The organism is Marinimicrobium sp. (genome assembly GCF_002695945.1).
Taxonomy (GTDB): Bacteria; Pseudomonadota; Gammaproteobacteria; order Pseudomonadales; family Cellvibrionaceae; genus Marinimicrobium; species Marinimicrobium koreense.
The window spans coordinates 20,255-33,230 of record NZ_NZQP01000037.1; the positions used below are offsets into that span (position 1 = coordinate 20,255).

General features: G+C 59.0%; 12 protein-coding genes. 10 read left to right on the forward strand and 2 right to left on the reverse strand.

Annotated features, from left to right (window positions below):
* The first annotated feature begins 37 nt into the window (after positions 1-37).
* From fabD to CMG77_RS08615, 9 genes are all read left to right on the forward strand, one after another.
* The gene (gene fabD / locus CMG77_RS08580) at positions 38-985 is read left to right on the forward strand and encodes an ACP S-malonyltransferase (protein WP_286875749.1); all 948 of its coding nucleotides are present in this window, start codon (positions 38-40) and stop codon (positions 983-985) included.
* Between the two features lie 5 nt (positions 986-990).
* Complete coding sequence (gene fabG, locus CMG77_RS08585) at positions 991-1,737, forward strand: 3-oxoacyl-ACP reductase FabG (RefSeq protein ID WP_286904114.1); 747 nt, start codon at positions 991-993, stop codon at positions 1,735-1,737.
* A gap of 208 nt (positions 1,738-1,945) precedes the next feature.
* Positions 1,946-2,182, forward strand: coding sequence for an acyl carrier protein (acpP, locus tag CMG77_RS08590; protein WP_012487300.1), 237 nt, complete (start codon positions 1,946-1,948; stop codon positions 2,180-2,182).
* A 193-nt stretch (positions 2,183-2,375) separates the two neighbouring features.
* Positions 2,376-3,635 (forward strand): beta-ketoacyl-ACP synthase II, encoded by a 1,260-nt coding sequence (gene fabF / locus CMG77_RS08595; RefSeq protein WP_286904120.1) that lies wholly within the window; start codon positions 2,376-2,378, stop codon positions 3,633-3,635.
* 108 nt (positions 3,636-3,743) lie between these two features.
* Positions 3,744-4,610, forward strand: a complete 867-nt coding sequence (gene pabC, locus CMG77_RS15865; protein WP_353743471.1) for an aminodeoxychorismate lyase — start codon at positions 3,744-3,746, stop codon at positions 4,608-4,610.
* Entirely contained in the window at positions 4,607-5,635 is a 1,029-nt protein-coding gene (gene mltG / locus CMG77_RS08600) for an endolytic transglycosylase MltG (RefSeq protein WP_286904122.1), read from the forward strand. Before pabC ends, mltG begins: the two co-directional genes overlap by 4 nt.
* A gap of 163 nt (positions 5,636-5,798) precedes the next feature.
* Positions 5,799-7,532 carry a glutamine--tRNA ligase/YqeY domain fusion protein gene (locus CMG77_RS08605; RefSeq protein ID WP_286806617.1) on the forward strand — a complete coding sequence of 578 codons (1,734 nt, stop codon included), beginning with the start codon at positions 5,799-5,801 and terminating at the stop codon, positions 7,530-7,532.
* A gap of 6 nt (positions 7,533-7,538) precedes the next feature.
* Positions 7,539-8,930, forward strand: coding sequence for a cysteine--tRNA ligase (gene cysS, locus CMG77_RS08610; RefSeq protein ID WP_286806618.1), 1,392 nt, complete (start codon positions 7,539-7,541; stop codon positions 8,928-8,930).
* Between the two features lie 44 nt (positions 8,931-8,974).
* Positions 8,975-9,205: a hypothetical protein gene (locus CMG77_RS08615; RefSeq protein ID WP_024460244.1), complete on the forward strand. Its 231-nt coding sequence runs from the start codon at positions 8,975-8,977 to the stop codon at positions 9,203-9,205.
* 7 nt (positions 9,206-9,212) lie between these two features.
* Here the strand turns inward: CMG77_RS08615 and CMG77_RS08620 are convergent, their stop codons facing one another.
* Positions 9,213-10,487 carry an HlyC/CorC family transporter gene (locus CMG77_RS08620; protein ID WP_024460243.1) on the reverse strand — a complete coding sequence of 425 codons (1,275 nt, stop codon included), beginning with the start codon at positions 10,485-10,487 and terminating at the stop codon, positions 9,213-9,215.
* Positions 10,488-10,553: 66 nt separating this feature from the next.
* Positions 10,554-11,357 carry a cytochrome C assembly family protein gene (locus tag CMG77_RS08625; protein ID WP_123637419.1) on the reverse strand — a complete coding sequence of 268 codons (804 nt, stop codon included), beginning with the start codon at positions 11,355-11,357 and terminating at the stop codon, positions 10,554-10,556.
* A gap of 207 nt (positions 11,358-11,564) precedes the next feature.
* On the opposite strand from CMG77_RS08625, the gene ffh reads away from it, so the two are divergent.
* Positions 11,565-12,965 (forward strand): signal recognition particle protein, encoded by a 1,401-nt coding sequence (ffh, locus tag CMG77_RS08630; RefSeq protein WP_286806623.1) that lies wholly within the window; start codon positions 11,565-11,567, stop codon positions 12,963-12,965.
* The last annotated feature ends 11 nt before the right edge of the window (positions 12,966-12,976 follow it).

Genomic DNA, 12,976 nt, shown 5'->3' on the forward strand with positions numbered 1-12,976 from the left:
CGTGGCTCTGGAAACAACATCATAAGAGGTGGAGTTTATGTCCGAACAATCATTGGCCTTTGTTTTCCCCGGCCAGGGTTCGCAAAAGGTGGGTATGCTGGCGGATCTGGCCTCGGAATACGGCGTAGTGACGGATACATTTGCCGAAGCGTCCGATGTGCTTGGTTATGACCTGTGGGAGTTGGTTCAGAAGGGGCCCCAGGAGCAGCTCAACCTCACCGAGCGCACCCAGCCGATGTTGCTGGCAGCCAGTACCGCCGTATGGCGCGTCTGGAAGTCCCAGAACGGCGCGGTACCCGCACTGCTGGCGGGTCACAGTCTCGGTGAGTGGTCAGCGCTGGTGGCGGCGGATGTGGTCAGCTTTGCCGATGCCATTGCTCTGGTTCAGCAGCGCGGCAAGCTGATGCAGGAAGCGGTGCCCGCGGGGCAGGGCGGTATGGCCGCCATTATCGGGCTCGAAGACGACGCCATTATCAAGGCGTGTGAACAGGGCGCTGAAGGAGAAGTCGTGGCGCCGGTCAACTTCAATTCGCCGGGGCAGGTGGTCATCGCCGGGGCCTCGGCCGCCGTCGATCGCGCCATGGCCCTCTGTAAAACGGCGGGCGCCAAACGTGCCCTGGCTCTGCCGGTCAGCGCCCCATTCCACACCAGTCTCATGCAGCCGGCCGCGGACGGTCTGGCCCCCAAAATTGCTGAGACCGAGTTCCGTGCGCCGACGATTCCTGTGATTCATAATGTGCACGCCAAAAGTGAAACGGATCCGGAGGCGATCAAGCGCCTGATGATCGAGCAGATCTACAGCCCCGTGCTATGGGTCGACTGTGTCCGCGCTCTGGCCAACAGTGGCGTTTCCAGCACGGTTGAGTGTGGGCCGGGCAAAGTGCTCTCGGGCCTCAATAAGCGTATCGATAAATCGCTGAACACGTTTTCCATTGAATCGCCTGAAGACCTCCAGGCGGTACTGCAACAGACCAAAGGGGAATAACACCCATGAACAATCTTGAGGGTAAGGTAGCGCTGGTTACCGGTGCCAGTCGGGGCATTGGCGCCGCTGTCGCCGAGCAACTGGGCGCTGCGGGCGCTGTGGTGGTGGGTACCGCGACCAGCCAGGCCGGTGCCGACCGGATTACTGAGCGTCTGGCGTCCCAGGGCGTCACCGGCGAAGGTATGGTGCTCAATGTGACCGATGCCGAGTCGGTCGCATCGGTGCTGGCGGACATGAAGGCGCGGCACGGTCTGCCCGCGATTCTGGTGAACAATGCCGGTATCACCAAGGATAATCTGCTGATGCGGATGAACGACGAGGAGTGGTTTGATGTGATCAACACCAATCTGAGCGCCGTCTACCGCCTGAGCAAAGCGGTGCTTCGCGGCATGATGAAGGCCCGCTGGGGGCGCATCATCAACATCAGCTCCGTGGTCGGTGCCATGGGCAATCCTGGCCAGTCCAACTATGCGGCCAGTAAGGCCGGAGTTGCCGGATTTGCAAGATCACTGGCCGCTGAGGTAGGCTCGCGGGGTATTACGGTTAACACCGTGGCGCCGGGGTTCATCGATACCGATATGACCCGTGCTCTGCCGGAAGAGCAGCGCAATCAGTTGCTCGACAAGATCCCTCTTGGCCGTCTGGGCCAGCCTGAGGAGATTGCCTCTGTGGTTGCCTTCCTGGCGAGTGATGCCGGAGGTTACGTCAGCGGCGAGACGATACATGTCAACGGGGGCATGTATATGGCGTAATGGCTTTGGTTAACCTTTTGATTTTTAATGGGTTTTTGTAAAAATCAAAGAAAATTGGCCATATCCGTTACAACCCGGGGCAATTCGATGTAAAATGCGCGTCGATTTTGTCCGTAGCTTAATCTAAGGAGTCTTTCCGGGTATTACCGGTATTTCCGGGTCCGGTATTGGCTTCGTCGATACTACCTACTAGGAGTTATATAACATCATGAGCAGCATTGAAGAACGGGTTAAAAAAATTGTTGCCGAGCAACTGGGTGTGAAAGAAGAAGAAGTTAAAAACGAAGCTTCTTTCGTCGAAGATCTGGGTGCCGACTCTCTCGATACCGTCGAGCTGGTAATGGCTCTGGAAGAGGAATTCGAAACCGAAATTCCTGACGAAGAAGCCGAGAAGATCACCACTGTTCAGTTGGCTATCGATTACATCAATGCCAACCTGGCGTAATCTTCAAGCTGGTTGATTACCGTCTTCCGAAAAGCCGTATTATTGTGAAATAGTACGGCTTTTTCTTTTGCTTATTGCCGTCCCGGACGGCGATAATGCCGGATCACACTCGGGCCCGGGCCGGCCCTCGCTGCACCGCAGCGGGAGCCGGCCCGGGTTCGGTGATTGTCATTTTTGTCGGAGAGCTTTCAAGGTGTCGCGCAAACGAGTCGTAGTTACCGGGCTGGGTATGGTCAGTCCATTGGGAAATACTGTTGCTGACAGCTGGCGAGGAATCGTCAATGGTGTCAGCGGGGCAGCCCCGATCAGCCATTTTGACCCCTCGGCTTTCACCACCCGCTTCAGCGCATCGGTGAAGGACTTTTCTGTCGATGGCTACTACCCGGTAAAAGACGCTCGTAAAATGGACGCGTTCATTCAGTACGGCATGGTCGCCGGTATCCAGGCGATGCGGGACTCCGGCCTCGAGGTGGATGAAGCGAACAGTCACCGGATGGGGGTTTCCATCGGTTCCGGCATCGGTGGGATCGGTTCCATCGAAGACGGTGCGCTGATGATCGAGCACAAGGGCCCGCGTCGTATTTCGCCGTTCTTTGTGCCCGGCGCCATCATCAATATGATCTCGGGCAACCTGTCGATCATGTACGGCCTGCGCGGCCCGAACATTGCCATCACCACCGCCTGCACCACCGGTACCCACAGTATCGGNTATGCGGCGCNCAGCATCATGTATGACGAGTGCGATGTGATGCTTGCCGGCGGTGCCGAAATGGCCACCACTCCTGTGGGCCTGGGCGGTTTNGCCGCGGCGCGCGCGCTGTCCACNCGCAATGATGCCCCNGAAGCGGCCANCCGCCCCTGGGACAAAGATCGNGATGGNTTTGTGCTGGGCGATGGTGCCGGGGTNATGGTGCTCGAAGAGTACGAACATGCCAAGGCGCGCGGCGCGAAAATNTATGCCGAGCTGGTGGGTTTTGGTATGAGNGGCGACGCNTACCATATGACNTCACCGCCCGCCGATGGCGCCGGTGCGGCGCTGTCGATGCGCAACGCCATCCGCGATGCCGGNATTCNGACNGAGGCGATCAACTACATCAACGCCCACGGCACCTCCACTCAGGCGGGCGACCGGGCGGAGTGNCAGGCCGTGAAGAGCGTCATGGGGTCNGCCGTGGACCAGGTGGCGGTAAGCTCTACCAAGTCCATGATCGGTCACCTNNTGGGTGCCGCCGGCGCGGTGGAAGCCATTTTCAGCGTTCTGGCCATTCGGGATCAGGTGGCGCCGCCGACCATCAACCTCGACAATCCGGATGAAGGTTGTGATGATATCAANCTGGTGCCGAATACCGCCCAGGAGCGCAAGATTGACGCGGTTCTGTCCAACTCCTTCGGNTTTGGTGGCACCAACGGTTCGTTGATNTTCCGCAACATTTANCCGGCTGGTGGTCCCTAGTGGTCCATACGGCTGAAAGTTACAGAATTAGCCGCATGGACCACTGCTCGAACGCCGGAGTGTGCTGCACTCCGGCGTTTTTGTGTCCGNTTTTGGTAGACTCCCTGTATGACAGATTCAGAAGTGATCACACTGACCAACGGTGAATTTGGCGCGACGCTTTCTCCCCTGGATCGCGGCCTGGCCTATGGTGACGGTTTATTCGAAACNGCCAGGGTGCGCGNCGGCCNGGTACCACTCTGGTCNTTCCATCGGCAGAGGCTGATCGCCGGCGCCCGGAGGCTGGGTCTGGTTCTGGATACCGANCGCCTCGAACGGGAGCGGGAGCGNTTACTCGCNCGCCTGCCGNCTGTGGACGGNANNCTCAAGTTGGTCGTTACCCGTGGCGTCGGTGGCAAGGCTTATCAGCCTCCGAAACACCCGCAGATCAGTTATTGCTGGCAATTGCGTCNCGGCGTCTCACCCGCCTGGCAGNAGGGNNGGGACGGTGTGGTGCTCCACGAGTGTCGNCACCGNCTGGGGGATAATCCGGTATTGGCNGGCATGAAGCACCTGAATCGCCTGGAGTATGTGCTNGCCCGNATGGAATGGGACGACGAATACCCTGAGGGGCTGCTGAGCGATGCGGCNGGGNATATCATCGAGGGCACCNTGAGTAACGTCTTCNTCCGCCTGGANGATGGCTGGTGGNCCCCGCGCCTNGACCGNAATGGTGTNGCNGGTGTCATNCGTCGCCTGATCATGGAGGTCCTGGGGCCACAGCTGGACCTGGTGGTTCAGGAGGGCCAGGTGACCCGTGAGGCTCTGATCGGGGCCCGGGAATGGTTTNTCTGCAATAGCGTGTTTGGCATCTGGCCNGTGACCGGGTTGGCGCCCGGTGGCGAAACNTGGACGGTCGGCCCTCAGACCCGGCAATTACAGAGCTGCTTTGAGCATTGGCTGGCCGATAACAGAAATCTGAAGGAGGTGCCGTGAAGCGGCTGTTGGGGAAACTGATTATTTTGGGTGTGCTGCTCGCCGGCGGGCTTGCCGCTTACGGGTACCACTGGCTGAACAGCCCGCTGGCATTGCCGGAGNATGGCCTGCGCCAGGAGCTCACCCGGGGGGAGACGCTGAGCCATCTGACNTCAGAGCTTGGCGCCCAGGGCATTNTGCGTCATCCCCGGGCGCTGCGATTGTATGCGCGNCTGACTGAGCAGACCGGGGTTCATGCNGGCGAGTANCACCTTCGCCCCGGGNTGACNCCCCGCACGNTGCTGGAGCAACTCAANGCNGGTGAGGTTGTNCTTCATNANGTGACCCTGATTGAGGGTTGGACCTTTGCTCAGGCCCTGGCCGCACTNCACAGCGAGGANACCATTGTCGCGGANCTCAANGGNCTGANCCGCGAGCAGCAANTGGCNCGNCTCGNGCTGGATGTGGCGCATCCTGAGGGCTGGTTTTTTCCGGACACCTACCGGTTTGCTCGGGGCACCAGCGACGTTGAGCTGTTGCGCAGAGCGCATCGGATCATGCGTGAGGAACTTGAGCGGGTGTGGTCGCAGCGGGCCGACGGCCTGCCCTATGAGACGCCCTATGAGGCATTGATCATGGCGTCACTCATCGAGCGGGAAACCGGGGCGCCCTGGGAGCGGGAAGAGATTGCCGGGGTGTTTGTACGCCGCCTGAACCGTGGGATGCGTCTGCAGACGGATCCCACCGTGATCTATGGTATGGGGGATCGGTACGAAGGGCGGCTGACCCGCCGGGATCTGAGAGCGCCGACGCCCTACAACACCTACACCAACTCCGGCCTTCCTCCCACCCCGATCGCGCTGCCCGGGCGCGAAGCCCTGGCGGCGGCGGTCAATCCGGCGCCTGGAACGGCACTCTATTTTGTGGCCAAGGGCGATGGTACCCATGTGTTTTCTGACACCCTGGAGGCTCACAACAAAGCGGTGCGCGAATATCAATTGCAGCGACGGGAAGATTACCGCTCCTCCTTGCAGGCCGCGCCCTGATCCTGACATTCCGGGAGCGGTGGGGCACCGGTTCGCTAGGAAAAACCGGGGGGAGTGTTTACAATAGGCCGCTTTTCAAACCAATCTGATAGCCCGTTTTACCGGGCTTTCGCAATCTTCGGGACACTCGAATTCAACCGAGACCAATGGGAACGCAAGTCGTATGAGCGATCATTCGCCCGCCACGGGCAAAGACACCAAAGACACTGCGGGTACTGCAGAAAACCGCGCACCGGAAAAGCCCCTGCATTTTATTCAGCAGATCATCCGCAAGGATATTGAATCGGGCCAGGTGCAACAGGTGGTGACCCGGTTCCCCCCGGAGCCCAACGGCTATCTTCACATCGGACATGCGAAATCCATCTGCCTGAACTTCGGTATGGCGGAGGAGTTTGGCGGTGTCTGTCATCTGCGTTTCGACGATACTAACCCGGAAAAAGAAAACGAAGAGTATGTCAACGCGATCAAGGCGGATGTCCAGTGGCTCGGTTTTGAATGGGGCGGCCCGGTTCGCTATACCTCCGACTATTTCCAGAATCTTTACGACTGGGCGCTGCACCTGATTCGTGAAGGCAAGGCCTATGTCTGTGACCTGAGTCCGGATCAGGCGCGCGAGTATCGCGGCACGCTCACCGAGCCCGGCCGCAACAGCCCCTATCGGGATCGCTCCGTAGAGGAGAACCTGGAGCGCTTTGAAAAAATGCGTCGCGGTGAATTCGCGGAAGGTGAGTGTGTACTGCGTGCCAGAATTGATATGGCGGCGCCAAACATGAATTTGCGCGATCCGATCATTTACCGCATTAAAAAGGCGCGCCATCACCACACCGGGGACACCTGGAGCATCTATCCGTCCTACGATTTCGCTCATGGGCAGAGTGACGCCCTGGAAGGGATTACCCATTCCATTTGCACCCTCGAATTCGAAGATCACCGGCCTTTGTATGACTGGTTTATCGAGAATCTCCCGGTGCCCGCCAGACCCCGACAGTACGAGTTCGCGCGCCTCAATGTGAATTACACCATCACCAGCAAGCGCAAACTGAAACAGCTGGTGGATGAAGGGCATGTTGATGGTTGGGACGACCCTCGCATGCCCACCATTTCCGGTATGCGTCGGCGCGGCTACCCGCCGGAAGCACTGCGTAATTTCTGCACCGCGATTGGCGTTACCCGGTCCGATAGTGTCGTGGATGTCGGCATGCTCGAGTATGCCGTGCGTGATCATCTGGACAAGAACGCGCCGCGCGCCATGTGTGTATTGCACCCGCTGAAGGTGACATTGACCAACTACCCGTCGGATCGCATCGAGGAAATGCGCGCGCCAGGGCATCCGAACCGGGATGACTTCAGTGAGCGTGTATTGCCGTTTACCCATACGCTATACATTGAACAGGATGACTTCCGCGAGGAAGCCAACAAGAAGTACAAGCGGTTGGTGCTGGGCAAGCGTGTGCGCTTGCGCAATGCGTATGTGATTGAGGCCGATGAAGCCATCAAGAACGATGAAGGCGAAGTGATCGAGGTTCGGGCGCGCATCATCGAGGATACACTGGGTAAAGACCCGCAGGACGGCGTCAAACCCAAAGGCGTAATCCACTGGGTGTCGGCCACCCATCACCTCAACTGCGAAGTCCGCCTGTACGACCGTCTGTTCAGCGACCCGTCACCGGATTCGGGCGGCAAAGACTTCCTGCAGGCGATCAACCCGGACAGTCTCAAAATTCTGGAAAACTGCAAGGCGGAGATCAGCCTGGCGGGAGCCAAAGTGGGTAACCATTTTCAGTTTGAGCGCTCCGGCTATTTCTGCCTGGACAGCAAGTATTCCACCATCGACAAGCCCGTGTTCAACCGCACCATCGAGTTGCGCGACACCTGGGCCAAAATGGATCAACAGTAATTCACTATGACTCTGCATCTGTACAACACGCTGACGCGACAGAAAGAAGCCTTTCAACCCATTCAGCCGGGCAAAATTTCCATGTATGTCTGTGGGGTGACGGTGTATGACTACTGCCACCTCGGGCACGCTCGTGTGCTGGTGGTGTTTGATGTGATTGCCCGCTTTCTGCGCAGTCAGGGTTGGGATCTGACCTACGTCCGCAATCTGACCGATATCGATGACAAGATATTGCGGCGGGCGGAGGAGAACGGTGAGCCCTATCAGAGTCTTACCTCCCGGTTCATCGATGCCGCTCACGAAGACGAGGCCAAGCTGGGTATTGTTCCTCCCGATGTCGAGCCACGGGCAACCGCTCATATCGACGATATTCTCGCCATGGTGCAGACCCTGATTGACAAGGATTTTGCTTACGCGGCGAGCAACGGTGATGTCTATTATCGGGTGAGCCGATTCAAGGACTACGGGCGGCTGAGCAACAAGAATCCCGACGAGCTGCTCGCCGGTGCCCGCATTGATGTGGATGAGGCCAAAGAAGACCCGCGTGATTTTGCTCTGTGGAAACACGCCGAGGCCGATGAGGCCGGATGGGATTCACCCTGGGGGCGAGGTCGTCCGGGCTGGCATATTGAGTGCTCAGCCATGAGTAAACACTGCCTGGGTGAGCATTTCGATATTCACGGCGGTGGCCCCGATCTGCCGTTTCCGCACCACGAAAATGAAATCGCCCAAAGCGAAGCCGCCAACGGTTGCCACTACGTGAATTACTGGATTCATGCCGGTGCCTTACGGGTGGACGGTGAAAAAATGTCCAAGTCCCTGGGCAACTTCTTTACCATCCGCGATGTGCTGGAGAAGTATCACCCGGAGGTGGTCCGCTATCTGTTGATTGGCAGTCACTACCGCAGTCCGATCAATTATTCCGAGGACAGTCTGGTCGAGGCGCGCACCGGGCTGGAGCGCTTCTATGGCGCACTGCGTGATTACGCGGAGGTTGAGCCCGCCTCGATGGAGGATCTGGAAGGCAGTGCTTATTATCGGGACTTCGTTTCGGCGATGAACGATGATTTCAACACCCGCCTGGCGTTAGCCGTCATGTACGATCTGGTTCGCGATCTGAACAGTGAGTCCGACTCCGACAAGGCGCGGGCCATGGCCGCCGAGCTGAAGGCGCTGGGCGCTGTGTTCGGACTGCTGCAGGATCAGCCGGATCGGTTTCTACAGGCCGGTGGTGCCGATGCGATCGGTGCCGAGCAGGTTGAAGCGCTGATTGCCGAGCGTGCTGATGCCAAGAAGGCGAAGAATTTTGCCCGGGCGGATGAAATCCGCGACCAGCTTCAGGCGCAGGGAGTGGTGCTTCTGGACTCACCCAGTGGAACCCAATGGCGCCGGGAATAAGTCCTGTCCCATCGTCCGGAACGAAGCGCCAGCAGAGGTAAACTATGAAGTCTTTTCGAGCCACCTACCGTCGGTACCGCACCCTGTGGGTCAGCCTTCTGGCCTGCGCCGCGTTTCTGGCGTTGGCGGTGTACGGATGGGGGGTGAGTCTGCAGGACCTGGCCAACACGCTGTGGGTGGCAGCGGTTCTACTGGCGGGGCTGATTATTGCCGCGGCCATCCTGGGCTTTGTGCTGTTCAGGGTGCGCCGCTGGCGGGAGCGCCGCCAGCGCTAGTGCGTGGTCAGTTGGTGGCGGGGACGCGCTTGACCCGAAGCCAGGAAATCATTTTGTCCGTCAGTTCCCGGGTCTCAAACTGGTAACCGTCAATCGCAAAGCCGATATGCGCGTCCGGAATACTTTCAAGGTATTCCATCGCCAGACCGTTCAGCGTCTTGGGTCCGTCCTGCGGTAAGTCCCAATCCAAAGCGCGATTGATGTCCCGAATGAAAGTGCCGCCGTCAATCAGGTAGGTGCCGTCATCCTGGGGCTGAATATCCTCATCGGATTCCTCGGCGGAATTGGTGGTGAAGTCGCCGACGATTTCCTCCAGAAGATCCTCCAGCGTCACCAGTCCCTGTACCTCGCCGTACTCGTCAACCACTAATGCCATGCGGCACTTCTGTTGCTGGAAGTTCAGCAGTTGGGTGTGCAACGGTGTTGCTTCCGGGACGAAATAGGGCTCGTTCGCAAACTGGCGAATATCATCGAGAGTGACACTGTCATCCGTACCGCGAATGAAGCGGGCCGCATTGCGCAGGTGCAGAATACCGACCACGTTATTGATGTCCCCTTCAAACAGGGGCAGGCGGGTGTACTCACTGGTGCGAATCTGTTCCAGCAGGTCGGCCACGGGTAGCGTCAGGTCCAGGCCTTCGACCTCGTTGCGGGGGATCATGATGTCTTCAACCGTGGACTTTTCCAGGTCGAGAATATTCAAGAGCATCCCCTGATGCTGATCGGGGATCAGGTCTCCGGCTTCATCGACCACGGTTCTCAACTCCTCGGGGTTGAGATGCTCCACGCCGCTGTGCGCTTTATGGATGCCGAATACCCGCGAAATGCTCTTGGAGATGCCGTTCACCAGATAGACGGCGGGCGCGAGCACCACAGACAGAGGCTTGAGGAACCAGCTGGAAAAAAAGGCGAAACGCTCGGGATACAGGGCGGCGAGGGTCTTGGGTGTGACTTCCGCAAACACCAGCATGACAAAGGTCAGGATCAGGCCCGCAGCGGCAATACCGGCATCGCCGTAGAGGCGAACACCGATGACGGTGGCGATGGAGGCGGCAAAAATATTGACCAGGTTGTTGCCGATCAGAATCAGGCCGATCAACTTGTCGGGAGTCTTCAGAAGGCCAGTCACGCGAATCGCCCGATGATCACCTTTTTTGGTCAGGTGCTTCAGGCGGTACCGGTTGATGGACATCATCCCGGTTTCCGAGCTGGAGAAGAACGCGGAGAGGACCAACAGTCCGATGAGCGCGGCAAACAGTATTTCTAGCGGTGCTTCGTTCAAGGCGACTTATGCCCATTCTGCTGCGAGGCCGGGTATCTTGAAGCAGAACTCCCCCCGAATCAATAGTCAGACGGCCCCGAGAATCAGCTCCAACACCAACTTGCTACCAAAATACGCCAGCATCAGCAGCAGAAAGCCGCCCAGCGTCCAGCGGATGGCGGTATAGCCCCGCCAGCCCAGGTAGTGACGGCCTCCAAGTAGCACGCTGTAGATGACCCAGGCGGCGAGTGAGAACACCGTCTTGTGGGCCAGGTGCTGGGCAAAGAGGTCGTCAAGAAACACAAAGCCGGAAATGATCGACAGGGTCAGCGCCAGGTGACCGGCCCAGAGCAACTCGAACAGCAGGGCCTCCATGGTCTGCAGCGGCGGGAGCAGGCGCACCCGGCCGGTGGGGTGGCGGTGCTTCAGTTGGTGATTCTGCCAGGCCAGAAGCAGCGCCTGCAGGGTGGCGATGGTCAGAAGGCTGTAGGCCAGAATCGACAGGAGCACATGACTGGCCAGGGTGTAATCGAGCACCAGTGGGTGCCCCGACGCATTGCGCCCCAGTAACGAGGCGATGATGCCCAGGGCGGACAGCGGCAATAGCAGAATGAACAGATTGTGCAGGGGTTTGCGCAGGCTGCTCAGCAGGACCACGGCGTTGATGACCCAGAACAGTAGCGAGGAGACCCGGAAAAAGCCCAGTTCGATAGCCCGTGGTAGCGCGACCAGTTGATAAACCCCGATGCCATGGACGACCAGTGCCACGGCGACCGCAATAAGCAGGTGGCGGCGGTGGGGCTCCCGGCCCTGAAGCAGGGTCCAGATCAGATAGGCTCCGGTGAGCAGGTACAGTGCCGCCGCCAGGCTGTTGAGGAGCAGGGTGGTCATAGTCAGGGGGCGTCCTCGTATGAGCGTTGATATCCAGTGGTTTCCGGTGGGTAGCAGTGTGTCACAAGGTGTCGTCAAAGAGAAGCGGAAGGCTTCTCATTCTCCCGTCAGCCGGGGGCTGGGCCTCGTCGGCCCCATCGGCTGGACCCGGGCCCCACCTTTGGGGGTATAATCGCGCCCATCATTGATCTGCTGTCGAGAGTAACCATGTTCAATACGCTGAGTGATCGCTTATCCGATAGTCTGCGCCGGGTGACCGGCAAGGCCCGGCTGACCGAAGATAATATCAAAGACACCCTGCGGGAGGTGCGCAAAGCGCTGTTGGAGGCGGATGTTGCGCTGCCGGTTGTGAAGACCTTCGTCGCCCAGGTCCGTAGCAAGGCGCTGGGACAGCAAATCAGCAAGGCGCTCAACCCGGGCGAGCAATTCCTGAAGATCGTCCAGGAAGAGCTGGTGTCCGTGATGGGGGCTGCCAACGAGACTCTCGATCTGGCGGTCAAGCCTCCGGCGGTGATCCTGATGGCGGGCCTTCAGGGGGCCGGTAAAACCACCTCTGTGGCCAAGCTGGCTCGCTACCTCAAAGAGCGGGAAAAGAAAAAGGTGCTGGTGGTCAGTGCCGACGTTTACCGTCCCGCGGCCATCAAGCAGTTGGAAACCCTGGCCGAAGAAGTGGGCGTGGACTTTTTCCCCTCCACCGCCGAACAGAAGCCGGTGGCGATTGCCGATGCCGCGATCGCACACGCGCGCAAGCAGTTCGCGGACGTGGTCATTGTTGACACCGCGGGCCGGTTGCATATTGACGATACCCTGATGGAAGAGATTCAGGCGTTGCACAAGGCCGTCAATCCGGCCGAGACCCTCTTTGTGATCGACGCCATGATCGGTCAGGATGCGGTCAACACGGCCAAGGCGTTCAATGAGGCGCTGCCATTGACGGGTGTGGTGCTGACCAAAGCCGACGGCGATGCGCGCGGCGGTGCAGCGCTCTCGGTCCGTCAGGTAACCGGCAAACCGATCAAGTTCCTCGGCACGGGTGAGAAAGTGGATGCGCTCGAGCCGTTCCACCCGGACCGTATTGCCTCGCGTATTCTCGGCATGGGCGACCTGATGTCGCTGATCGAACAGGCCGAGCAGAAAATTGATAAGGACAAGGCGGACAAGCTGGTCAAAAAGGTCAAAAAGGGTCAGCGTTTCGACCTGGAAGATTTGCGGGATCAGCTCCAGCAGATGCAGAGCATGGGTGGCCTGGGCTCCATGATGGAGAAGCTGCCCGGCATGGGCAATATGGCCCAGCTGGCGCAACAGAATAACCTGACCTCCCAGTTCAAAGTCATGGAAACCATCATCGATTCCATGACGCCCTTCGAGCGCCGCAATCCGGACCTGCTCAGCGGCTCTCGCAAGCGTCGGATCACCATGGGGTCGGGCACCCAGATTCAGGACCTCAACCGGTTGCTGAAGCAGTATAAGCAGATGTCCAAAATGATGAAAAAAATGAAAGGCGGCGGCATGAACAAGATGATGCGCGGCATGGGTGGCATGATGGGCGGTGGCGGCGGTATGCCCGGTGCCGGCGGCGGCCAGTTGCCCCCGGGGTTCCGTCGCTGATGCGCCGGACA